General features: G+C 63.7%; 23 protein-coding genes. 9 read left to right on the top strand and 14 right to left on the bottom strand.

The genetic code is table 11. The annotated features are described in order from the left end of the window. Nucleotides 1–13: 13 nt before the first annotated feature. From fumC to IVB40_RS07030, 5 genes are all read left to right on the top strand, one after another. Nucleotides 14–1486 carry a class II fumarate hydratase gene (gene fumC / locus IVB40_RS07050; protein WP_247818461.1) on the top strand — a complete coding sequence of 491 codons (1473 nt, stop codon included), beginning with the start codon at nt 14–16 and terminating at the stop codon, nt 1484–1486. A gap of 276 nt (nt 1487–1762) precedes the next feature. Next, nucleotides 1763–1951 carry a DUF4169 family protein gene (locus tag IVB40_RS07045; RefSeq protein ID WP_027570789.1) on the top strand — a complete coding sequence of 63 codons (189 nt, stop codon included), beginning with the start codon at nt 1763–1765 and terminating at the stop codon, nt 1949–1951. Then, complete coding sequence (locus tag IVB40_RS07040; RefSeq protein WP_007600962.1) at nt 1948–2202, top strand: ribbon-helix-helix domain-containing protein; 255 nt, start codon at nt 1948–1950, stop codon at nt 2200–2202. The genes IVB40_RS07045 and IVB40_RS07040 overlap by 4 nt, the downstream gene beginning before the upstream one ends. Before the next feature lie 139 nt (nt 2203–2341). Next, on the top strand, nt 2342–2617 hold the full coding sequence (locus IVB40_RS07035) for a FeoA family protein (protein ID WP_007600961.1): 276 nt from the start codon (nt 2342–2344) through the stop codon (nt 2615–2617). A 20-nt stretch (nt 2618–2637) separates the two neighbouring features. Beyond that, the gene (locus tag IVB40_RS07030) at nt 2638–4509 is read left to right on the top strand and encodes a ferrous iron transporter B (RefSeq protein ID WP_247460377.1); all 1872 of its coding nucleotides are present in this window, start codon (nt 2638–2640) and stop codon (nt 4507–4509) included. 229 nt (nt 4510–4738) lie between these two features. Here IVB40_RS07030 and IVB40_RS07025 read toward each other — a convergent pair whose 3' ends face one another. Both IVB40_RS07025 and IVB40_RS07020 read right to left on the bottom strand, forming a co-directional pair. Beyond that, on the bottom strand, nt 4739–5914 hold the full coding sequence (locus IVB40_RS07025; RefSeq protein ID WP_247818460.1) for a GAF domain-containing sensor histidine kinase: 1176 nt from the start codon (nt 5912–5914) through the stop codon (nt 4739–4741). 178 nt (nt 5915–6092) lie between these two features. Next, a complete protein-coding gene (locus IVB40_RS07020) occupies nt 6093–6707 on the bottom strand; it encodes a TetR/AcrR family transcriptional regulator (protein ID WP_247818459.1) in 615 nt (204 codons plus the stop codon). A 260-nt stretch (nt 6708–6967) separates the two neighbouring features. Between IVB40_RS07020 and IVB40_RS07015 the strand changes: the two genes are divergently transcribed. Further along, nucleotides 6968–7957, top strand: a complete 990-nt coding sequence (locus IVB40_RS07015; protein ID WP_247818458.1) for an alpha/beta hydrolase — start codon at nt 6968–6970, stop codon at nt 7955–7957. Nucleotides 7958–8046: 89 nt separating this feature from the next. On the opposite strand, the gene IVB40_RS07010 is transcribed toward IVB40_RS07015, so the two are convergent. Genes IVB40_RS07010 through soxC form a run of 4 tightly spaced genes read right to left on the bottom strand, consistent with a single transcriptional unit; the run spans nt 8047 to nt 10733 of the window. After that, nucleotides 8047–8400: a hypothetical protein gene (locus IVB40_RS07010; RefSeq protein ID WP_247818457.1), complete on the bottom strand. Its 354-nt coding sequence runs from the start codon at nt 8398–8400 to the stop codon at nt 8047–8049. 45 nt (nt 8401–8445) lie between these two features. Further along, the gene (locus IVB40_RS07005; RefSeq protein WP_247818456.1) at nt 8446–8916 is read right to left on the bottom strand and encodes a DUF302 domain-containing protein; all 471 of its coding nucleotides are present in this window, start codon (nt 8914–8916) and stop codon (nt 8446–8448) included. 10 nt (nt 8917–8926) lie between these two features. Continuing rightward, nucleotides 8927–9475: a cytochrome c gene (locus IVB40_RS07000; protein WP_247818455.1), complete on the bottom strand. Its 549-nt coding sequence runs from the start codon at nt 9473–9475 to the stop codon at nt 8927–8929. After that, nucleotides 9462–10733: a sulfite dehydrogenase gene (soxC, locus tag IVB40_RS06995; protein ID WP_247818454.1), complete on the bottom strand. Its 1272-nt coding sequence runs from the start codon at nt 10731–10733 to the stop codon at nt 9462–9464. The genes IVB40_RS07000 and soxC overlap by 14 nt, the downstream gene beginning before the upstream one ends. Nucleotides 10734–10895: 162 nt before the next feature. Between soxC and IVB40_RS06990 the strand changes: the two genes are divergently transcribed. Next, nucleotides 10896–11393, top strand: a complete 498-nt coding sequence (locus IVB40_RS06990) for a GNAT family N-acetyltransferase (protein ID WP_247818453.1) — start codon at nt 10896–10898, stop codon at nt 11391–11393. A 15-nt stretch (nt 11394–11408) separates the two neighbouring features. On the opposite strand, the gene IVB40_RS06985 is transcribed toward IVB40_RS06990, so the two are convergent. The 4 genes from IVB40_RS06985 to IVB40_RS06970 form a co-directional block, all read right to left on the bottom strand. Next, nucleotides 11409–11894, bottom strand: a complete 486-nt coding sequence (locus IVB40_RS06985; RefSeq protein WP_247818452.1) for a DUF417 family protein — start codon at nt 11892–11894, stop codon at nt 11409–11411. A gap of 130 nt (nt 11895–12024) precedes the next feature. Next, complete coding sequence (locus IVB40_RS06980; protein WP_247818451.1) at nt 12025–13230, bottom strand: MFS transporter; 1206 nt, start codon at nt 13228–13230, stop codon at nt 12025–12027. A 64-nt stretch (nt 13231–13294) separates the two neighbouring features. Continuing rightward, nucleotides 13295–13690, bottom strand: coding sequence for a cupin domain-containing protein (locus IVB40_RS06975; protein ID WP_247438625.1), 396 nt, complete (start codon nt 13688–13690; stop codon nt 13295–13297). A gap of 169 nt (nt 13691–13859) precedes the next feature. Further along, entirely contained in the window at nt 13860–14645 is a 786-nt protein-coding gene (locus IVB40_RS06970; protein ID WP_247818450.1) for a carboxymuconolactone decarboxylase family protein, read from the bottom strand. 229 nt (nt 14646–14874) lie between these two features. Here IVB40_RS06970 and IVB40_RS06965 point away from each other — a divergent pair, with 229 nt between their 5' ends. Continuing rightward, a complete protein-coding gene (locus IVB40_RS06965) occupies nt 14875–15774 on the top strand; it encodes a LysR family transcriptional regulator (protein ID WP_247818449.1) in 900 nt (299 codons plus the stop codon). A gap of 49 nt (nt 15775–15823) precedes the next feature. On the opposite strand, the gene IVB40_RS06960 is transcribed toward IVB40_RS06965, so the two are convergent. The 4 genes from IVB40_RS06960 to IVB40_RS06945 all read right to left on the bottom strand — a co-directional run bounded on the left by IVB40_RS06960 (nt 15824) and on the right by IVB40_RS06945 (nt 22530). Continuing rightward, entirely contained in the window at nt 15824–16054 is a 231-nt protein-coding gene (locus IVB40_RS06960) for a hypothetical protein (protein WP_027570774.1), read from the bottom strand. Nucleotides 16055–16112: 58 nt separating this feature from the next. Then, nucleotides 16113–17231, bottom strand: a complete 1119-nt coding sequence (locus IVB40_RS06955) for a DUF2336 domain-containing protein (protein ID WP_027570773.1) — start codon at nt 17229–17231, stop codon at nt 16113–16115. Between the two features lie 270 nt (nt 17232–17501). Continuing rightward, the gene (locus IVB40_RS06950; protein ID WP_247818448.1) at nt 17502–21161 is read right to left on the bottom strand and encodes an AsmA-like C-terminal region-containing protein; all 3660 of its coding nucleotides are present in this window, start codon (nt 21159–21161) and stop codon (nt 17502–17504) included. 139 nt (nt 21162–21300) lie between these two features. Then, nucleotides 21301–22530: a cytochrome P450 gene (locus tag IVB40_RS06945; protein WP_247818447.1), complete on the bottom strand. Its 1230-nt coding sequence runs from the start codon at nt 22528–22530 to the stop codon at nt 21301–21303. Between the two features lie 128 nt (nt 22531–22658). Between IVB40_RS06945 and IVB40_RS06940 the strand changes: the two genes are divergently transcribed. Further along, nucleotides 22659–23270 (top strand): TetR/AcrR family transcriptional regulator, encoded by a 612-nt coding sequence (locus tag IVB40_RS06940; protein WP_027570770.1) that lies wholly within the window; start codon nt 22659–22661, stop codon nt 23268–23270. Nucleotides 23271–23331 lie beyond the last annotated feature (61 nt).

Genomic DNA, 23331 nt, shown 5'->3' with positions numbered 1-23331 from the left:
TTCGTGCGGCGGAATGGATGTGCTCATGGCCAAGACCTCCAGCTCGAAGACCTCCCGCTCGAAGACTTCTCGCGCGAAGACCGACCGCTCCTCGCGCCCGGCGACCCGCACCGAGACCGACAGCTTCGGTCCGATCGAGGTCCTCGCCGATCGCTATTGGGGCGCGCAGACCGAACGCTCGCGCCAGAATTTTCGCATCGGCACCGATCGCATGCCGATCTCGCTCGTGCATGCGCTCGGCATCGTCAAGCTCGCCGCGGCGCAGACCAACCAGGAGCTCGGCCTGCTCGACCAGCGCCGCGCCAAGGCCATCATCCGCGCCGCGCGCGAGGTGATCGAGGGCAAGCTGGACGACCATTTTCCGCTGGTGGTGTGGCAGACCGGCTCAGGCACGCAGAGCAACATGAATCTCAACGAGGTCATCGCCAATCGCGCTAATGAGATGCTCGGCGGCGAGCTCGGCGCCAAGAAGCCGGTGCATCCCAACGATCACGTCAACATGAGCCAGTCGTCGAACGACTCGTTCCCGACCGCGATGCATATCGCGGCGGCAAGCCGCATCACCGCCGATCTCGTCCCTGCCCTCGGCGAATTGCTGCGCGCGCTGCGCAAGAAGGAGAAAGAGTTCACAAAGATCGTCAAGATCGGCCGCACCCACACCCAGGATGCGACGCCGCTGACGCTCGGCCAGGAATTTTCAGGCTATGCCGCCCAGGTCGAGAGCGGCATCGCCCGGCTCAAGGTCGCGGTGAAGGAGCTCTATCCGCTGGCGCAGGGCGGCACCGCCGTCGGCACCGGCCTCAATTCGAAGCCGCGCTTTGCAAAACTGTTCGCAAGGCACGTTGCCGGGATCACGAAGCTGCCCTTCACCAGCGCGGCCAATAAATTCGAGGCGCTGGCCTCGAACGACGCCTATGTGCTGGCGCACGGTGCCATCAATTCGGTCGCGACAGGCCTGTTCAAGATCGCCAACGACATCCGCCTGCTCGGATCGGGTCCGCGTTCGGGCCTCGGCGAACTGATGCTGCCGGAGAACGAGCCGGGCTCCTCGATCATGCCGGGCAAGGTCAATCCGACGCAGTGCGAGGCGATGACGATGGTGTGCTGCCAGGTGTTCGGCAATCACACCGCGATCACGGTCGCCGGCAGCCAGGGCCATTTCGAGCTCAACGTCTACAAGCCGGTGCTGGCCTACAACATGCTGCACTCGATCCGGCTGATGGCGGACGCCGCGCGCTCCTTCACCGAGCATTGCGTCAGCGGCATCCGCGCCGACGAGAAGCGCATCAAGGAGCTGATGCAGCGTTCACTGATGCTGGTGACGGCGCTCGCTCCCAAGATCGGCTATGACAACGCGGCCAAGGTGGCCAAGACGGCGCATGCCAACGGCACCACCCTGAAGGAGGAGGCGCTGCGGCTCGGCTTCGTCTCGGCGGACGAGTTCGACCGCCTGGTGCGCCCCGAGAAGATGACCAGCCCGGGATAAATTCCGAATTCCGATAGCCATCCGTAATGATACGGAGCCCCAAGCTCCATTAAATGTAGGGCTTAAAGGACGGGATTTGATTACCGTCAATGTCGCGGCGGGATTGCGTGTTACGCAGCCCCTCCGCCCCCACGGGGCGGAATTCATCGTTTGATGGCCCAAGGGTCGATTGACGAGGACAAGCGAATGGCGATCAAGTCTCATTGGGCGCAGTGCGGCGCACAGTTTCTGAATGTTTCATCCTGCCCACGGAGGATCGGATGATGGAGACGCGACATGGGGAACGTCATCAACCTGAATCGTTTCCGGAAGCGCGCCGAGCGGCAAGCCACGGCGAAGCAGGCGGACGCCAACCGAACGAAGTTCGGCCGCACGAAGGCGGAGCGGTCGGCGGAGGAGACGCGCGCGGACCAGGCGAAGGCGCACCTGGACCAGCACCAGATCGATCGCGAGGAGCAGCCATGAAGTCGCCCGTCGTGAAACGGTCGATCGTCGTCGCCGGCCACAAGACCAGCGTCAGCCTGGAAGAGGCGTTCTGGAACGGCATGAAGGAGATCTCGGGCCTGCGCAACATGACGCTGTCCGAGCTGGTCGGCGAGATCGACGGCAACCGCCAGCAGGGCAATCTGTCCTCGGCGATCCGCCTGTTCGTGCTCGACTACTTCAAGAGCCGCGCCATGGCCGCCATCCAGGCGGAAAAGGTCCCGGCCCAGTAGCCGTCTTGACGCTGATCTTGGCGCCGATCCCGGCGCCAATCGCCTCCGTCACGAAGCTGGTACTTTAAAATCACTCTAAGGTGCAGTTTCAGCGACCGAGCGCGCTTGACCTCGATGCCCTGCGTTGAAAATACAGGGCATGACCGACATCCATGATACGCGTCCGCAGATGCCGCTGGGCCTGGCCCAGCGCGGCTATACCGGCGTCATCCAGCACCTTTCCCCCAAGGACGCAGGCTCGGCGCTCTCGGACATCGAGCTCGAGAGCCGGCTGATCGAGCTCGGCTTCGTCGAGGGCGCCCGGGTCGAGGTCTTGCACGAGGGGCTGGTCGGGCGCGACCCGATTGCCGTGCGGGTCGACAGCATCACCATCGCGGTCCGCCGTCGCGAAGCCATGGCCATCATCGTCGCCTGAAGCGACCGGACCCCAACTTCATGGAATTGCCCCTACTTCATCTCGCCCTGGTGGGCACACCAAACAGCGGCAAAACCTCGCTGTTCAATGCGCTGACCGGCAGCCGGCAGAAGGTCGCGAACTATCCCGGCGTCACCGTCGAGCGCAAGGAAGGCTTCTTCGTCACGCCCATGGGCCGCCAGGTCTCCGTGGTCGACCTGCCCGGCACCTATTCCCTGCGCGGTCGCAGCCCGGACGAGGAGATCACCCGCGACTTCGTGCTCGGCAAGGCTTCCGGCGAGATCCTGCCCGACCTCGTGCTGTGCGTGGCCGATTCCACCAATCTGCGCCTGACCATCCGCCTGCTGCTGGAGCTCAAGCGCACCGGCCGTCCGATGATCCTCGTGCTCAACATGTTCGACATCGCGACCCGCCGCGGCATCACTGTCGACGTCGAGCGGCTCGCCAAGGAGCTCGGCGTGCCCGTGGTCACCTCGATCGCGGTGCGCAAGGGCGGCACGGCCGACCTGCTGTCGCTGACCGACGAGATTTCGGCGAAGCTCGCCGCCGAGCCGGGCGAGAACAATTGGCGGGCGCTCAGCGTGGCCGATCTGCGCGCCACCCAGCGCGAAGCCGACCGCATCATCGCCGACTGCGTCAGCCTACCCAGCCGGCCCGACACCTGGACCGCGCGGATCGACGCGATCGTGCTGCATCCCGTCGGCGGGCTGATCGTGCTCGCGGCTATCCTGTTCGTGATGTTCCAGGCGGTGTTCGCCTGGGCGCAGCCGCTGATGGAGCTGCTCAACTCGGGCTTCGACTCCCTCGGCGAGTTCGTGCACGCCACCCTGCCCGCCGGCCTGCTGCAGAGCTTCCTGCAGAACGGCGTGATATCAGGCGTCGGCAGCGTCATCGTGTTCCTGCCGCAGATCATCATCATCTTCCTGTTCATCCTGCTGCTGGAAGATTTCGGCTACATGGCGCGCGCCGCGTTCCTGATGGACCGCATCATGGGCGGCGCCGGCCTGCACGGCCGCGCCTTCATCCCGCTGCTGTCGAGCTTTGCCTGCGCGATCCCCGGGATCATGGCCACGCGCGTGATCGACAACAAGCGCGACCGGCTGACCACGATCCTGATCGCGCCGCTGATGACCTGCTCGGCACGCATTCCCGTCTACACGCTGATCATCTCCGCCTTCATTCCGGCAAAAGAGGTCTGGGGCTTCATCAATCTTCAGGGCCTGGTGATGTTCGGTCTCTATGCTGTCGGCATCGCCAGCGCGCTTGCCGTCTCGTTCCTCATCAAATTCTTCATGCTGCGCGACTATGCGCCGGCGCCTTTCATGCTGGAGCTTCCGGACTACAAGATGCCGCGGCTGAAATCGATCGCGATCGGCGTCTATACGCGGGCCAAGATGTTCCTGCACCGCGCCGGCACCACGATCTTCTCGATGATGGTGCTGATCTGGTTTCTGGCCTCGTTCCCGCAGCCGCCCGCGGGCGCAACCGAACCGGCGATCGACTTCAGCCTGGCCGCGATCATCGGCAAGGCGCTCGAGCCGCTGCTGGCGCCGGTCGGCTTCAACTGGCAAATCGCGGTCGCGCTGATCCCGGGCATGGCGGCGCGCGAGGTCGCGGTCGCGGCGCTCGGCACCGTCTATGCAATCGAAGGCGGCAAGGAAGCGGCCGAGCAGATCGGCCAGGTGCTGGCGACGAAATGGTCGCTCGCGACCGCGCTGTCGATGCTGGCGTGGTACATCTTCGCCCCGCAATGCGCATCCACGCTCGCCGTGATCCGGCGCGAGACCGGAAGCTGGACCTGGATGGCCGTCACCTTCTTCTACATGCTGGTGCTGGCCTATGCCGCGAGCCTCCTGACTTACAACGTCGCGGTCGCGTTCGGAGCGGGCTAGCCACGTCTCGAAACCAAAAAGCGCGAAAACAACCCCATGCACAGTAGACGGGGGTTGTGAAATCAATGGCTTACGCGTGTGCTAAGATCAGCTGACCGCAGCTGGCCAGAACCAATGCCTGGCGCACAAGGCCGGTTGCACCGTCGGGCAAAACAGGCGCATGATGGCATTGTCGGAGAATTGGTGAGACGCGCGGTGACGGCAAGATACCAGAGCGTGGCGCGCCTCCTCAGCCGCTGGCCTGTGTTGCCGGGATCGACACCGTGAACACCGTTTCATCCCGCATCGACGACGCGACGATCAACCCGCCATGGGCGCGCGCGATCTCCTGGGCGATGTACAGTCCGAGCCCAAGCCCCTTCTGGTTTGGCAGAACGTCGCCACGATCGAACGCAGTGAAAAGGCGCGGCATCGCTTCCGCCGGAATTGGCGCACCTTTGTTGACAACGCTGATGTCGAAGCCAGCGCCGGTCGTCTGCGCCAGCACCCTGATCGGCTTGTCGGCGGCGCCATAGGAAATCGCGTTGCCGAGAAGATTGGACAGCATCTGACCTATGCGGTCGGCGTCGATTTTCACAGATCCCGGAACGTCGACGACCGTTTCGATGACGCGATCCGGATGCACGTTCTCGAACTCCGCGACAATCTGCCTGATGACAGGCTCGAGTGGCTGTTCTCTCAACTTGAGCTGCATCCCGGCGCCGAGCCGTGCGCGGGCGAAGTCCATGACATTGTCGATCAGGCCCGCCATCCGGGCCACGCTTCCCTGCAAAAGATTGATCCAGTTCTTGCCCTCGTCATCGACCTTCTTGTTCAGAAGCCGCAGGCCGCCCTGAATCGAGGCGAGAGGGTTTCTGAGGTCGTGACCGAGCACGGCGATGAACTGCTCGCGCAGTTCGGCATTGCGTTGTTCCAGCGCGAGCCTGTTCTCGATCAGTTCGACACGGTCGGCCGCGTCGAGGTGAGACGCGATCAGCTCGGCAAACAGCTTGAACATGCCGATGACTTCCGGGGTCCGAAGCTTGCGCGGCTTCGGATCGATGGCGCAAAGCGTTCCGAAGAATGAACCGTCGGGAAGAATGATCGGCACGGAGATGTAGCTTTGGAAGCCATATTGCGTGGGCGTGTGATGCGTGCAGTACGCCGCATCTTCGCTGACATTGTCGATGACGACCGCCTCACGGCTCTGCCGGATCTCGTGGCAGATCGTGGTTTCGACCTTGAGCTCGTCACCGGGTTTCAGCCCGAACGCAAGTTCATCACGCGAGGCACAGGTGATCCACCTGTCCCCGGTGACGCGGGCAACGGCGGTAAACCCCATGCCGGTGGTCCGGCTGACCACGTCCAGGATGGTCGAGACCGCAGCGATCCCGCTGACCTTGGCTATGTCGCGCTCGAAATCCATTGCCACTCCGCGTCGGAACTTCGCCGGACGACCGTCACCCCACGAAAGCGCGTCCTTGCAATGGTAGGAAGCACTGCCCGTTATTCCGCGTCAATGTCATTCGATACCGCTCGCCTGGAACGACGCGGTGAACATCGTTTCATGCCAATTGCAACGGCAAGGAAGTCCGCCGTTGCAGCTACCGTCCGCGCCGCCGGGAGCTGACCTCGGGTCTCCCCTCGGGGGCCGCCCACCCCTGGACACTCACATCCGCCAGCGCGTCGAATATAGCCGCTGTGCGTTGCAGGCGGGCGATCGTACGTGCGCCTTCGACGGCAGCGACCAATGCGGAAGCGGTCGAAGATGCGCGCGCGGACGTGAAACCGCACCCCCTGAAATGCTCCGCGACGATCTCGGTTGAATCAGCAAATCCGCGCGCGACCCGTTTGGTCAGTTCAGCATCGAGTGCAGGAAGCTCATTCGCCAGATTCTGCATGAGACATCCATACTGGAAATCAGAGGCGACCATCTCGGCCGCGAACGCGCCGAAAATCTGGCGAACAAAACTCAGGGCATCGCCCGTCGTATTCGCCGAGATAGCCCGCAACACAGCCATTCTAGTCGCAACGTAATGATCGATTGCTTCTTCTGCGAGCTGTGCCTTACCGCGCGGAAAATGAAAATAGAACGATCCTTTAGGCGAGCCGCTTTCTTCGATGATCTGGCTCAATCCCGTCGCAGTGTAGCCTTGGATGCGAAACAGTCGCTCGGCAGTGGCAATCGCGCGATCGCGGGCGTCAGTCTTACGGGGCATCCCGTCAGCATAACACGCCCGGCTTGACATCGCTATGGTGATCGCCATAATATGGCGACTACCATAGTAAATGTGCCCGCCGTATCACCGCTATCAGATTCACTTCCAGAAGTTGCAGTCTGGGAGATTTCACTCTCACAGATTGCTGCGCAGGACATACCCAATGAGCTCAAGCAACTTCGATTTCGGCAATTGTTCTAGCGAACGGGACCACCGAGATGGCCTCTAGATCCTGCGCGATGATGCTTTTAGGAGCTGCCATGTTCACTGCGATGTCCAGCCGCGTCGTTTCCGGAGAAACTTCAAGCGATGCCATCTGGCACAATAAAATCCCTGTCGCTTTGAGCGAGCCTGCCGTTGATATCGATAAGGATCTGAACCTTCTGCACAGATATGCGGACAATGCGGGAACGAAAATCCACTACGTCACCATGGGATCCCATCAAAAACCGCTGATGGTGTTCGTGCACGGATTTCCTGACTTCTGGTACTCCTGGCGAAATCAGATCCAGGCATCTTCAGCAGATTATCAGGTGGTCGCTCTCGATCTGCGCGGATACGATTTGAGCGATCGGCCGGAAGGCGTCGAGAACTATAAGTTTCCGGTTCTCCTTGATGACATCCGTGCCGTGATCAATGCAGAGAGAAACGGTCGCAAGGCCATCCTGATCGGGCACGACTGGGGCGCCGCTTTGTCGTGGCTATTCGCCGGGCAAAACCCGGACCTGATCGAAAGACTTGTCGTTCTCAGCGTTCCTCATCCTGGCGCCATCACGCGGGAATTGCTCCCTTGGAACCACCCTATCGCGCAGGCCAAGGCCAGCGCCTACGCCACACGCTTCTTCGCTCGAGGCAAAGGCGACAATTTGACTGCGCGGGATTTGGCATACTGGGTTGTCGATCCACAGGTGAGGAGTCGATACGTCGAGGCTTTCGCGGAATCTTCCATCTCGTCCATGATGAATTATTACAAGGCCAACTACGCGTTTTCCCAGCTTGCGCTCAATCTTTTCGGCCCAACCATGAAGAAGCTCACCGGTGCCGTGATCAAATGCCCGGTCTTGCATCTGCACGGAATCGAGGAGAGCCACGCTTTGCTAAGCACGATTGATCTGGAAAAGTCATGGATTGAAAATCCCGACAATCTTACGGTCAAGATCGTGCCTGGCGTTGGCCACTTCATTCAGCATGAAGTGCCTGATTACCTTAATCAGACGATTGCCTCCTGGTTGAAAGATTCAGGAAGCTGAGCCCGGTCTTGCGAGGCTAAGCGCACCGAGGCTTCGCGAAGATCACCTCGCCGACCTCGTCACACTGCATCTCGATGCGAGCATCCGGCTCAGTGGGCTCGCTCAGTGGGCTCGGTCGGTGGACCGGAGCCTGCGCTGACGCTGTCTTCGTCCGAATCATTCTCCGGCTCCCGGATCAGCACCGCCGGTTCGTCGTAACCCTTGCGGCTGCTGTAGAACACCAGCGCCATCAAGCCGATGCCCACGACCAGCGAGAACACGACACCGAGCACCAGTGCGACATAACCCGACGCTGGCACCTCCGTTGTCGTGCTGAACCAGCCGAGATAGCCGAGCGCGCCGGCACCGACGAGGAAGGCGCATAGCACCGCTATGACCAGCCATCTGGCGATCTTGCCGTCCCCGGGAGCGGGTGATTCCGGTTGCCCGTCTGTGCTGTTCATGGATCTCTCCTCCTGGCGCACGCGTCGCGCGGCCGTCCCATTGCGCTAGGGGGCGGTGGCCTTGGTCGCGATCGCGTGCAGGGCCGCCGTCATGGCGACAATTGCAGCCTTGGCCGGCTCGCCGATGCCGTGACGCCCGGCGATATACGCCGGATCATTGTAGGACAACCAGGTCGCGCCTTGTTCGTCCTGCCAGACCAGCGCCTTCAGCGGCAGATCGATGCCGCTGGTCTGCGACTGCTGCATCAAGGGCGTGCCACCCCTGGCGTTCCCGAAGATGATGAGATTGGTCGGGCGCAACGGCAGGCCGGCAGCGGCGGCGCCCGCGGCATGATCGACATGGGCGAATATTGTGAGGCCCTTGGCCATCACCTCGGCTTCCAGCCGCTTCATCGTCTCTTCAGGCCCGAAACTGCTCCTGATCGTGATCAGTCCATCGACGGCCATTGCTTGGGTCTCCCATAAACATGTCGCAGCAACCAAAGCGAGGATCTTGAGCAGCGCCGAAACCCTCATGATCACACGCTCATTTCTTGCGGAATAGTTTTGCCGGATCGAATTCCGGGTCCGGAATGAAGCCGTCGCGGTTGGGCATCTTGATCTTCGGCAAGCTGTCCTTATCAACTTTGCCGTCGGGGGGAACGATGCCATTCAGACTCAGGATGTAGGCGGTGACGGCATAGGTGTCGTCGGTGCTGAGCGAACCCGGTGTGGGATATGGCATCGCGCGGTGAATGTAGTCGTACAAGGTCGTCGCATAGGGCCAGAAGCTGCCGACGGTCTTGACCGGCGCGCTGGAGGCGAGTGTGCCCTGCCCACCGGCCAGACGATCCTTGATCCCGCCCTGGCCGTTGTCGCCATGACAGGCCGCGCAATTGTCGGCGAAGACCTGCTTACCCTGCGCAACCGTGCCGCTGCCGACAGGCAGCCCCTTGCCATCGGGTGTGACGTCGATGTCCCATAGCTTGATCTCATCCGGAGTCGCGGGACGGCCTAAATCGAATGCAAATGCGGGCGCCGCGAGCAGGCCGAGCGCGAGAGCCGCTGCGACAAGCCGATTGTCATGCGAGGACATTGCGGACCCTCCCGGCCTCGTCGATGCTCCAGGTCTGCTGGGCGTTGTAGTGGAACAGCGCATTGCTCCCCATCGTGGCGATGAAAGACTGCCGGTCCGGCTGAACGTTGCCTTGCTCGTCGGTCGCGCGGCTCACGATCCTTGTCGGCTTGCCGTCCCAGACCCAGTCCATCTGGAATCGAACTTGTGCCTTGGACAGCACCGGCTGATTCAACTGCGCCTGTTTCCAACTTTTCGCGCCGTCGGTCGATATCTCGACCTTGGCGATCTTGCCATGGCCGCTCCAGGCGAGACCGGAGATAATGTTGTAGCCGGGCTGGATCTGCATCGTGCCCGAGGGCTGTGTGATGACGGAGTTGGTTTCCATCCTCAGCTGGAACTGGCGGGCCTTGCCGTTGGCGAGCAGTTGCGTGTAGCGCGCCGTCTCCCAGCGGGTCATCCAGGGCTCAGTGCCGAACTTGAGACGGCGCAGCCATTTGATGTTGAGGTTGCCCTCGAAACCCGGCATCACCAGTCGCATTGGAAACCCGTGCGCGGGGCGCAGTGGTTCGCCGTTCTGACCGTAGGCGACAAAGGCCTCGTTCACGATTTCGTCGGTCAACGGAATGCTGCGGTCGACGCCCGCGCCGTCGCCTCCCTCCGCGAGCATCCAGTTCGAGTTCTTCTCCTTGCCCGCGAGACCAATGAGGAACTTCAGCGGAACGCCAGTCCACTCATTGGTGCTGACGAGGCCGTGCGTGTTCTGCACCGTCAGGTCAGGGTCTGCCTTCTTCCAGTTTTCCCATCCGTTTCCGGTGCATTCGATGAAGACCACGCGCGTGACGGACGGCATCCGCTTGAGATCGTCGACGCTGAACACCAGCGGCTTCTGAACCAGGCCATGGATGAGCAGACGGTGCTGCGCGGGATCGATGTCCGGCACCCCGGAATGGCTGCGCTCGTAATGCAGATCGGTTGGCGTGATGTTGCCCACCAGCTTCTGATGCGGCGTCTTGGAGTTGATGGCATCGCTGGGGTCGACGTTGCGCTTGCCTGGTGTTGCCTCGGGAATGCGATCGATCTTGACGAAGCGCGATCGTTCGCTGTGCGCACCGAGATCGGCGCCGGGCCCGCGATCAGGGATTTCGGCCAGGGTTTGCGCCGCCGCCGCTTCGGTCGCAACCGCCCCCAGAACGCCCGCCGACAGGCCTCCCACGAAACCGCGGCGCGAGACGCTCGCGGGCCGTTGCAGTGATTCGATTTGCGTTTTGGACGTCATGCAATCTCCGTCGACCTTCGTGCTTGTTTGGAAATTCCACCGCTTTTCCATGGAGACATTGACCGGATGCCGCCGAAATTGCCCGTTAGGATGTGTTAGAAATCATGAGGGGCGGCGAAGGCGCGTCATCCTGCCCTGCTCCGAAAGCGGCTATCCGGGTCCATGGATCATTTCAGCACCGAGAACCTGACCGCCGAGAGGCTGAATGAAAATCATCTCGCCGATCTCGTCGCATTGCATCTCGATGCGGACGTTTCGCGCTATCTCGGCGGCGTCCGCCCGGCGGAGAGGACGAAGACCTATCTGGACGCAAATATCTCCCATTGGGACCAGTATGGCTTCGGGCTGTGGGTGCTGCGAACGAAAGACGGGGCATTCGCCGGGCGAGCGGGCATCCGGCACATCCTGGTGGACGATATCGACGAGGTCGAGATTGCCTACGCGTTCAAGCGCGAATTTTGGGGCCGTGGCCTTGCAAGCGAGACCGCGGCCGCGCTGACGGATATCGGACTGCTACACCACGAGCTGCCGTCCCTCATCGGCCTGGTCTATGTCGGCAATGGCGCATCGCGCCGCGTTCTGGAGAAGGCCAACTATCTCCTCGAGCGAAGCACATTCCGTCACGGCGAGAACGGCGTTCTCTACCGGATCCGTAGCTGAGAGACGGCCTGACGATCACTCCGTGCGCAGCCGGACAACCGATCGTGGCAGCGAGGCCAGAAACAACACCGCGCACACGCACAGCAGGACGATGTCCTTGAACAGAAATTCGCCGGTCAGATTCCACGCCATCGGATCGGATGAAAGGCTCCATTTAACGACGCCGGGCGTCGTGAAGAAGAATGACCAGGTGATCGCAAAGGTCACCATGCCCATCAATGAACCGAGCGCGGACGAAACCGGGCTGAAGCTGCCTGCCGCGAGCAGCGCCGCAATCACGAATTCAACGACACCGAGGACATAGGCCTCTCCCCTCAGGCCGAACACCGACAGCCAGGAGATGAACGGGCTGTTGCTGATGAACTGGGCGATGCCCTGCGCGGACTGCGGCGTGAATTTCTGCATGCCAAACGATACGAATATGATCACCATGACCCAGCGGAGAATGGCGAGAGGACGATAGGAACCGCCCCCGACTTCAGCGACGTTGAACTCTTTCATCCGACCATGTCTCCCCGGTTTCACATCCATCAGCTCTGCGAGAATACGCTCGCTGAAGGCTGTACGAAGCGGAGCTTCCGTCGTTACCCGCGTCGGCAGGTTTCGGAGATCACGGATGCGTGCGATGCTTTCAGGCGGCCCGTCGTTCCTTCTCCCGATCTCGCACCGTGCTGACCCCAAAAGCTAGAAGTCCGGAGCCGCAGAGCAGGATGGCGGCGGCAATGAAGGCGCTCCGGTATCCACTGCTGTCGTACAAGAATCCTCCGAGGGAGGCGCCCGCCGTGATGGCGAGTTGGATCACCGCGACCATCAGCCCGCCGCCCGCCTCCGCATCCTCAGGCAGCGCCCTGCTCATCCAGGTCCACCAGGCGACCGGTGCGGCCGTGCCGATGAGGCCCCAACCGGCCAGCAGCACGGTGACAACGATGGTTGAACTTCCGAAGGCGATCAAGCCGAGGGCAAGGGCCGCCATCGCAAGCGGCATCCCGATCAGAAGTGCTTGCAGGCTCCGCCTCAGAAGGAAGCTGATGAGGTAGGTCCCCAGCAGGCCCGCGACTCCGAGCACGAGCAGGATGGCCGAGAGCGTGGAGACGTCTACGCACGTCACGGTCTCCAGAAATGGCCGCAAATAGGTGAAAAGCGCGAACTGGCCCATGAACAGGAGAGCGACCGAGAGCATCCCAATGCCGACAGACCGCCGGCGGAGCAACCCGAATACGTTCCCTGCGGCGTCGCGCTCCGAAGGCATCGAGGGCAATGTCGCGTATTGCCAGACCAGGGTGATGATCGCGAGCGGGACGACGCAGAAGAAGGCGCCTCGCCAGCCGATGAACTGACCTAGAAAGCTCCCGACCGGCGCGGCGATCGTTGTCGCCAGCGCGTTGCCACCATTGAGGAGGCTAAGGGCGGCCGCGACCTGCTGCTCCGGCACAAGGCGCATCACGGTGGCCGCCGACATCGACCAGAACCCACCGATGACGACCCCGATCAGCGCGCGCCCTACCATGAACACCAGCGCGTTCGGCGCCAGCGCCACCATCAGCCCCGAAACGATCATCAGCGAGGTGAGGCCCAGCAGAAGACTGCGCCGATCAATGCCCCGCGTCACCGAGGAGATCGCAAGGCTGGCGAAGACGGCGAACAGTCCGGAGACTGCGATGGCCTGGCCCGCCTGCCCCTCGGTCATGTGGAGACCGGTCCCGATGGGGGTCAGCAGGCTGACTGGCATGAACTCGGACGCAATCAATGTCCCGACGCAGAGGGTCAGCGCAAAGACCGCGCTCCATGCCGGACCGGGCGACAGCGTCTCGTTTTTTGGGGCGAGTTGTACGCTCATGAAACCTCTTCCGATCGACTGGGCGCGCTCGCCCGGGTCAGATGATGCGCCCGATGAAGTGTCTTCACATTCGGTACTGCTCGTCGCCGACCTTCTCCATCCAGTCGACCGCTCGGCCGTCCTGCGATTCCTGGATGGCAATGTGCGTCATGGCTGTGGTGGCCGACGCGCCGTGCCAGTGCTTCAACCCTGGAGGAAACCAGATGACGTCGCCGGGCCTGATCTCCTGGACAGGACCGCCTTCCCGCTGCACCCAGCCGAGCCCTGCTGTCACGATCAGCGTCTGCCCAAGCGGATGCGTGTGCCAGGCGGTGCGTGCGCCAGGTTCGAAAGTGACCTGGGCGCCGCTCACGCGTGCAGGCTCGGGAGCCGCGAACAACGGGTCAATGCGCACCGTCCCGGTGAACCAGTCTTCAGGGCCCTTCTGGGAAGGGCGAGATCCGTTTCTCTTGATGTCGATGTCCATTGCAGTCTCCTTCAGTGCTTCGGACGCGCGCGCCGAGGCCAGTCGAATTCCGACGAGGGCGGAGGCGCTTCCGCCAACGAGTATGTCTCTGCGTGTCACCATGGCATGTCTCCGCTCGTGGAGGATCGCGAGCGGGATTGTCGACCGAGGCATTTTCGTTCTTTCAGCGCGGTCGCTTCTCGATGACGTCCTTGACGACAGGTGCCGCGGAGAAAGCATTGGGCCATCCGGCGTAGAAGGCGAGATGGCCGAGCACCTCGCCGGCTTCGTCCCGCGTCAGCCCGTTGTCCATTGCGCGGTTCAGATGATAGGTGATCTGCGCAACCTGACCCGTGGCAATCAGCGCGCTCACGGTCACCAGGCTGCGGTCGCGCGGAGCCAGCGCCGGCCTGAGCCAGAGATCGCGGAACAGCACGTCGGTCGTATACTGGACAAGGCTCGGCGTGATCTGCCCGAACTGCTCTCCGACGCGCGTTGCCCGCTGCTTCTCCGCCGCTACGTCGAGCGGCAGCTGCGGTCCCATCGCGGGCGGGAGCTGATCGGCGCCGATGTTGCGGCTCTCGAAGACTTGCTTCGCAGCCGGGATCGCATCAATCGCGTTGGCCCAGCCGGTGTAGAAGGCCAGATGCGTGATGATCTCCGATATTTCCGACGGCTTCACGCCATTCTCCAGCGAGAGACCCAGATAGTATGGCAGCTCCACCGTCTGACCACGGGCGATGAGAGCTGCGACGGTGACGATGCTGCGGTCCCGAGGCGAGAGACCCGGTCGCTTCCACAGATCGCCATCGACAAATTTTTTCGCGTAGCCTTCGAGGGCTGGCGCGACCGCACGGATGTCTTCCGGCTTTGATATGGTCTTTGCTCCGTCGCTGGATGCGTCTTTGGCCGCGACCGGGCCGTCAGCAAACAGGCAGAATGAAAACAAGGCCGCTGCGAGCATTCTCATCGCGTGGATCCTTCCAGATTTGCCGGTGCGTCATCAGCCACAAGGCGACGAGTGCTGGGCAGAGTTCGGACGTCGATCGCGCCCGGCTGCGACCAATCCGATCGCGGGCTGGCGAGCCCTGGGGCGATGACGAGATCAAGTGGCCCCTCATGTTGATGATAAAGTAAGGCTTCCGCCCCGGTCCGATTAGGTGATAAAATTCGAATGCAGTCATAAGACAGGCTTATCAATGAACCGGGATGACGCCAGCGATATCCTGGCCTTCCTCGCCGTGGCGAGGGAGCGCAACTTCACGCGTGCCGCAACCAAGCTTGGTATGACGCAATCGGCGCTGAGCCAGATCGTCCGAAAGTTGGAGGAACGCCTGGGCGTCCGTCTTCTCAACCGAACGACCCGGAGTGTCACGCCAACCCAAGCCGGAGAACGGCTGTTCCTGAGCCTCGGGCCCAAATTCACGGAGATGGATGCTGATCTCGCCGCCTTGAGCGAACTCCGGGAAAAGCCCGCGGGAACCGTACGGCTGACCGCGACGGAGTACGCCGCCGCCGAGATCCTGCTGCCGGCGCTGGGGAAGATTCTTCCCCAGTATCCAGACATCCACGCCGAAGTGATCATCGACTACGGGCTCACCAACATCGTGGCGCAGCAGGTCGACGCGGGAATTCGTCCGGGCGAGCTCGTCGCCAAGGACATGATCGCTGTGCGAATAAGCCCCGATCTTCGAATGGCCGTCGTTGGATCGCCGTCCTACTTCGCTGAACGCAAGCGACCCAGGACGCCTCAGGATCTAACTGGGCACAATTGCCTGAATCTGCGCCTACCGACTCACGGCGGCAGCCTCTACGCCTGGGAGTTCGAGAAGAACGGTCGGGAGCTCAACGTGCGCGTGGAAGGACAGCTCGTGTTCAACAGCGCAGGGCTTCTGCTGGAGGGCGCGCTCAAAGGCTTCGGACTTGCCTACCTCACCGAAGGGCACGTGCAGCCATACATCTCGCAGGGCCGGCTGATCAGGGTGCTGTCGGATTGGTGTCCGCCGTTCTCGGGTTACCACCTTTATTATCCCAGTCGGCGCCAACCTTCACCGGCATTCTCGCTGCTCGTCGAGACCCTTCGATATCGCGGCAAGTAGAACTCACAGCCGCTCGCGGTGCCCGACAATCCTCGGCCGGGCACGACTGCTACCTGAAATACCCCAGCACGAGATCGACATCCGCGCTGCCGGCGGCCGTGCCGTTCAGCTCGGCGTCGATGACGCGGCGGCAGGCTTCGATAGCGGCATGGTCGCCGAGGTCGTTGGCGGCTTCCAGCACGAGCCAGGCGGCATCGACCGAGGCCTGGTCCGCGGCTCCGCCGACATCGGCGGTGAGGCTTTTGGTCTTGCGAACTGCGGTGCCGAATTGAGGCAACATTAAAAATACTCCCTGTCAATTCCCGGATGATGCTCGGTGTACCTGTTCGGTGTACCGCTCAGTGCACCTGCAGCTCGGGCTGACGACCCGTGACGGGATCGGAGCCGGTCTTGCGCGACTGGTAGAACTTCAAGACGCTGCGCGAGGTCTCGATCTTGAGCTTGCCGAAATCGCGCTCGTTGTCGTGGAGCTCGCGCGCCGTGATCAGGTGATCCTTGGCGCCGAGGAACAGCAGCGACATGGTGGTGTCCCAGGAGAAATCGAGCGCCTTGCACAGCACCAGGATCATCTCGCGATTGCGGTCCATCATCGCACGCTCGATCACGTCGACCGGCAGCGACGACAACAGCGACAGGCCGATCTGCACCTCGTCGAAACGGTGCTGGCGCGCATAGTTCGAGATCGAGTCCTGGTTGAGATTGCCCTGCCGGTACTGCGTCGTCACCACGCGCTTGGCGACGAAATAGCTGCGCGAGGACGGGCCGAACTTGGAGTGCAGATCGCCGGTGACGTCGCTTACCGAGCTCTGGATCTGTGCCATCATTTCCGGGCGCTCGTGCTCGAGCCGGCGGCGGACGTCCTCCGATGCCTTCGAGATCAGCTGCTGGAAGATGTGACGCGGCACGTCCTTGCGCAGGCCAAGCTGCTCGGCGAGAATCGAGTCTCCCTCGGCGCGGCGGACCATGTGCAGAAGGCCCGAGCCGGAGAAGCGCGCGCCCTCGTTCCGGGCAACCGACGTCACGACCTCCTGGTCGCCGCGCTTGACCAGCACGTCGGTGACGGCCTCGCCGATCGACTTGCGCTGGGCGATCGCGAGCAGATGCGACTGGCTTTTGGTCATGGCGCTCTCGACCAGCAGCTTCTCGTCGATACGATTGGAGTCGCGCAGCACGGGACCGGCGACCTCGATTTCGTCGGCGGTCGCGAGTTGCGCAATGACATTGAGCGGTGCGTGATCGCAGGCTGCCATGACCTCGGAGAGCTGCACCCGTGCGGCGACCTCGATCTCGTCGGCGAGCCGGCCGATGACCTCGCCGAACGTGCTGATCTCGTCGTCGCTGTAGCGGCCGGTGATCAGAATGTCGGTCGCGTGCCACAACGCCTTGGTCCGGCTTTCGTCGGTGCCACGTGCGATCGCGTCGTCCAGATCCTGCAGAAGTGTTGTCGCGCCGTTCATCCCGATGACCCCAGTTCTTGGCTAGCCATCCTGCTTGTGCCGCAGGACGCCGAGTTCCTCTGGGAACAGAGACTAGGGAACAAACGCGAGAATCCGGTAAAGTCGGCAGATCAGTTTTGCCGAGCAAAATTCGTTAAAAAGCGAGGGAATGGGTTTACCGGTGCGTCGCGAGGAAGCTGCGCCCCTCTCCCGCTAGCTGAAAAGGCTTGGGGCACTGATGCCTCTGCGGCGTCATGGCCGGGACAAGCCCCGGGCATGACGGACTGTCGCCTACGGATTCTGTGGCGTCAGCACCAGCGGCGGCTTTGGCTTGGGCTTTGCGGGCGGTGGGCCGGGGGCCGGCCTCACGTCGATCGGCGGAGGCAGCGGCGCGATCTGGTGGCTCGCAAGCGGCGGGCTTGTGAGTTGAGGGCTTGTAAGTGGCGGGCTTGGCGCTGCGGGAGCGGCCTGCGGCGCCTTCGGCGTCGGCGCAACCCTGATATCGGCCTTGGGCTTCGGCGGCGGCGCGCGGCGCGGATCGCGGCCGGGCATCGGCACATCCAGCAGCGACGGCTCCGGCGTCGGTTCGGGCGACACCAGGGTCGGCAGCGCGGCGGTCGCCGGCGGCGGCTCGCCGCGCTCGATGGCGTCCAGCCGGCGCGTCTCGCGATCGATCGTGCGCACCGCCAGCCAGGACGACAGCGGCCCGAGATCGACGGTGCGATTGAGCCTGTCGGGGGGACCGGCCGCGAACAGCTGGATTTCCGGCGGCGCGCCGGAGAGCCCGGTCATGATCGGCGTCAGGCTGGCGCGGATGTCGGCCTGGTCGGCGGGGATGTCGTAGCCGCCGGAGACGATGGCGCGCGCGTTCTTCGCCTCCAACGACGTTGCGCCGACGCGCAGCCGCCCGTCGCGGATCGTGAACGGGATCTGCGCCGAGGCCACTGCAATCGGCCCCGCCGACAGCGCGGGCTCGACCAGCTGGCGCAGCCGGTTGTCGTCGGCGACCTGGCCGCCGTCGCTGGCGCGGATGGCGATCTCGAAGGCGCGCGGATTGAGGCCGGAGATTTCAGCGGAATCAAGCGTAACCGTGCCGTTGCCGGCGAGCGCGCCGGTGAGGGCCGCGACGCTGCGGCCCTGGCTGGTCAGCGCCATCTGCGCCGAGGCACGTCCCTTCGGCAGCGCGAGGTCGCGATAGCGCAGCGCCGCCGCGTCGACATTGCCGAGCTCGATACGCGCGTTGAGCGTCAGACCATTGGCGCCATTGCGCGCATCAAGGCTCGCCGACATCTCGCCGCCGCCGACGCCGCCCTTCATTGCGTCGAGCGCGAGCGACTGACCGTCGCTCCGGACCGTACCGCCGAAGGGGCGCAGCTCGATGCCGCCGGGCAACGTGCCGTGCAAGGCCTGGAAGGCGACGCGGCCGCGCCAGCCGCCGAGAAGCCCGGCACTCAACGGCGCATTGGCATCGTGTCCGGCCGCGCCGATGGCCATCGCAAGCGCCGGCACGAGGTCGAGCGAATCGAGGCCGACTTCGCCGTCGACGGTCTTCTCCTGATCGAGCGTCACCGCCAGATGACCGCGCAGATGCGAGCCCGCCAAGGTGCTGTCGAGATCGTTGAAGGTCAGGCGGTTGCCGGAAAGGCTGACGCGCGAGGACAGATTGACGCTCTGCACGGATTTATCGGCCGGGCTGGTCCCGAACAGCGGGGCCAGATTGGCGTTGCGCACGCGCAAATTCACGCTGCCTTTCGGCTCCGACAATTCGACGTTGCCTTGTGCGTCCGCGTCCAACCCGCCGCCGCTGAGCTTTGCATTCAATTGCAGCTGATGACGCCACGCGCCGCTCAAGCGGCCTTCGAACTGCGAAGCGCCCTCGCCTGCGGCGACCACGCGATCGAGCCCGAGCAACGCCAGCAGTGAACTGGCCTGCGGTGTCGAGACTTTCGAATCCAGCGTGAAGTCGCTGTTGCGCAACCGCTCGATGTCGATGCCGTTGACGGCGGCCACCGGCGTCTGCGCGGCCAGCGTCGCGCTGGCCTTGAGCTGCGGCGCGTCGAGCTCGAGCACGGCACGCGCGTCGTTGCGATCGGCATGCTCGGCGTTCTTGTCGAGGCTGAGGTCGAGCTTGAGGCGAGTCGCACCTGGCAGCGACGGGATGGCGTCGAAGCGCGCGCGCACCGACGGCGCAAACGGCTCGAGCAGCGCGGTGAGATCGCGCAGCGAATTGGCGGAGGATTTCAGCGCGAGCTTGCCCGTTGCCTTGGCGCGGTCGAAGCTGCCGCTCGCTTCCGTGGTCACGCCGCTGGCCTGGCCGAACCGCAATTGCTCCAGCGAGAGCGATGCCGGGCCGTAGCCGAGTTTTGTGGTGAACGGCCGCAGCTCCTGGCCCGCCGAGATCGCGCGGCCGATATCGAGCGAAAGCTTCGCTTCCTCCGGCCATTCGCCCTGAGGCCCCGAAAGCGCGCGCACAAAACTCGCGGCGGCATCGAGGTCGAGGCGGTCGGCCTTGAGCTCCGCGTCGATCCGCGAGCCCTTGCTGGCGCCGGTCTGGACGAAAGCGATGCGGCCTTCGACCGCGCCGCCCTCGATTTCGGCCTTCAGCCTGTCGATGGCGAAATGGTTGGCGGCGATGGTCACGTCGCCGGCAAGGCGCAGCGGCCGCGTGCTGCGGCGGTTGACCTCGCTGCGGCCCTGAAGCCAGGCCACCAGCGTATCGGGATCGGAGGAATCGACGCTGAGACGGCCGCTGAAGCTGTCGGCGCCGGGCGTCGCGCCGTTGAGCGAGAGCTGCGTCTGGCCCGGCGCGCGCAGCTCCAGCCGCTGGAAGGTCCAGGATCGTCCGTCGGTCGCAAGCTCGGCCGTGATGTTCTGGAGCGGCCGGCCGCCGAGCATGATCTGGTCGGAGTTGAACTCGATCTGCGCCGGGATCGGCGCCTGCGGAATTGCGGCGAGCCCCGCGCGGAGCGCCGGAAGGATGCGCTGCGGCTCGGCATCGTTCTTGGCCGTCAGCTTGTCGGCATCGACCTGGCGCGCCGACAGCACCGCGCGCAGCAGCGGCGACGCCCCGAACCTGATATCGCCGACGCCGCCGAGCTTCAGCGCGGTGTCTTCGGGCCCGAAGCTGGCATCGACCTGCTCGAACTTGGCGCCGGCCGGATCGGCCTTGAGTTTCGTGGTGAGCTTCCAGGGCATCGGCCCCGCTTCGGCCGGCTTCTTCGGCGCCGGCACGGCGAGCGTCAGCGCGCCCTCGAATTTCGGCAGGCGGTTGTCGAAGGCAAGCACACCTTCGAGATCGGCCAGGATGGCGCGCTCGCCGGGATCGATGTTGACGTGGAGGCGGGTGGCGTTGCCGTCGGCGCTCGGGCCGGAGGAGACGCGGAACGGATAGCGGACGCCGCTGGCCGTGAAACTGCCGTCGCCCCGGACCGAGCCGGCCAGCGACCGCACGTCGCCGGAGAAGGCGATGTCGTTGAGCTCCAGTGTCGAACGGCTGGCGGCATCATGCAGGGCGATGCGGCCGGTGAGGTTCAGCCGCTCGATCGCCAGCGATGCCAGATTGAAACTGCCGCTCGCGGTGGACGGCAAATCGACCCGCCCGCGCGCGTCGAGGCCGAGATCGACCGCCATGCCGTTGACCGAAAGCTCGGTGGCGCGCCATTCGCCGCGCATCAGCGAGCTCAGGCTGAATTCGACGTCGAGCTTGTCGGCGCGCAGGCGGCCGAGATCGTTGTTGCCGCCGAAGGTGACCCCGCGCAGCCGCAGCGTCGGCGCCGGCAACAGCCGCGCGTCGAGCTCGCCCGCCACCCGCACCGGCACGCCGATGATCCTGCCGGCCTCCGCTTCGAACTGGGGCCTGAACTGGTTCCAGTCGACGAAGTAAGGCCCGATCAGAGCGGCCAGCAGCGCTAAGATAAAGGCAATCGCCAATCCGAGCAGCGTCGTCTGCACGGGTCTCCCCTCGGCCAAACCGGATGCGGGCCTTGCCTGAGCCGCAGGGCCTCAGACGTACCGGAACAGCCCCTTATATAGGGGGAAGTGTGGCGAAGTCACAGCGACTGTTGCGCGCGGAGGTTAACGCGGGCGGCTATCACCAGCTCGCGGGCAGCCGCTTCAGGCCGCGCAGCACGAAGGTCGGCCGCCATTCGGGGTTTTCGACGTCGTCGATGCGCAGGTCGGGCAGACGCCGCAACAGCGTGGCGATGGCGATCTCGGCCTCGAGGCGGGCCAATTGGGCTCCCAGGCAGAAATGGATGCCGCCGCCGAACGACAGCGGCCTCACATTCTGGCGGGTGACGTCGAGCCGGTCGGGCCGGTCAGGATAGACCGCCGGGTCGCGGTTGGCCGACCCAAGCAGGCAGAGCACGGTCTCGCCCTTGGGGATCTTCGCGCCGCCGAGATCGTCGATATCCTCCAGCGCGACCCGCCCGGTCATCTGCACCGAGGAATCGTAGCGCAAGAATTCCTCGATCGCGCCCACCATCAGCTCCGGCCGCGCCTTCAACAGCGCGAGCTGGTCCGGATTGCGATGCAGCGCCAGCAGGCCATTGCCGATCAGATTGACCGTGGTCTCGTGGCCGGCGCCGAACAACAGGATGATGTTGGCGGTCAGCTCCTCGTTGGTGAGCTTGTTGCCGTCTTCCTCGGCCTGCACCAGCTGAGTGATGAGATCGTCGCCGGGATTTTTGCGACGCAGCTCGAACAGCTGCTGGAAATACATCTGCGCCATCATGTTGCCGGCGTTGCCCTTGGCGATCTCCTCCGGCGAGAGCGGTACGGGGTCGAGCAGCCGTCCGCCGTCGCGCGAGCTGTTATAGAAAGTCTCGCGATGGTCCTCGGGGATGCCGAGCATGTCGCAGATGATGGTCACAGGCAGGCGGAAGGCGAAATCCTCGATCAGGTCCATATGGCCGCGGTCGATCACGGCATCGATGGTCTGGTCGACGATCTCCTGGATCCGCGGCCGCATGTCCTCGACGCGGCGGGCGGTGAAGGCCTTCACGACGAGGCCGCGCAGGCGGCTGTGGTCGGGCGGATCGGCCTGCAGCATCCAATGACTCATGCTGCGGAAGACCGGCTCCTCCATGATCTTCTCGCTATAGCGACGCTTGGAGCGCTCGACGAAATCCTTGCCGAAACGCTTGTCGCGCATCACGAGGCTGACATCGGCATGGCGGCTGGTGACGAACTGGCCGAACAGCGTCACGTGAATCGGATAGATCGCGCGGAGCCGGTCATAATGCGGATAGGGATCGCGGATGAAGTCCGGCGACAGCGGATTGAACAGCGGACCGCCGGCGCCCTGCACGTGCTCGTTCATGGTGACCTCATGTCGGTTGCCGCATGAACGCATACGCCGGGCAGCCCCTCTTGCGCAGCGTAACCATCCCTGAATTATCAACTCGATACATTGTTGTATCGAGTTGCATTCTGCCCTAACCTGCTCCGATGTCAAGGGTGAGAACCAGGCCGACCAGGGACGACACGCGCGACAGGCTGTTCGAGGCGGCCGCGCGCGTGTTCGAGGAGGACGGCATCGGCGGCGCCAGCATCGAGGCGATCGCGGCGGCGGCCGGATTCAGCCGGGGAGCGTTCTATTCCAACTTCAAGAGCAAGGACGAGCTGATCATCGCCATGCTCGAGGACCACGTCGCACAGTCGATCCGGCGCAACATGGACATCCTCGCGCAGCACGACAATCTCGACGACTTCATCGCGGCGCTGAAGGCGATGGACCGCACAAGGCAGGACCCGCTCGGCCGCTCGCCGCTGCTCCACATGGAGATGATCCTGTTTGTCGCGCGCGCGGAGAAGCGCCGACCGGAGCTTGCAAAGCGCCTGCGCGCGCGGCGCAAGCTGGTCGCCGACATCGTCGAGGCCACGCTGAAGAGCAACGCGAAGGGCGACACGCTCAATCCGCCATGGATGGCCTCCGTCGTGCTGGCGCTGGAAGACGGCTTTCGCCTGCACCGCCTGATCGATCCGGAGACGACGCCGGCCGACAGCTTTCTGCGCGCGATCACGGACCTGCGGCGCAGGACGGGATTGTCGTCGGACTAGCGTTTGTTGTCTTCAGATCGTCGAGCTTCGCTGTTCCCGCTCGACATCGGCGCGCCGCGCT

The sequence above is a fragment of the Bradyrhizobium sp. 40 genome (assembly GCF_023100925.1).
Taxonomy (GTDB): Bacteria; Pseudomonadota; Alphaproteobacteria; order Rhizobiales; family Xanthobacteraceae; genus Bradyrhizobium.
This window is presented reverse-complemented; position numbering and strand designations above follow the sequence as displayed.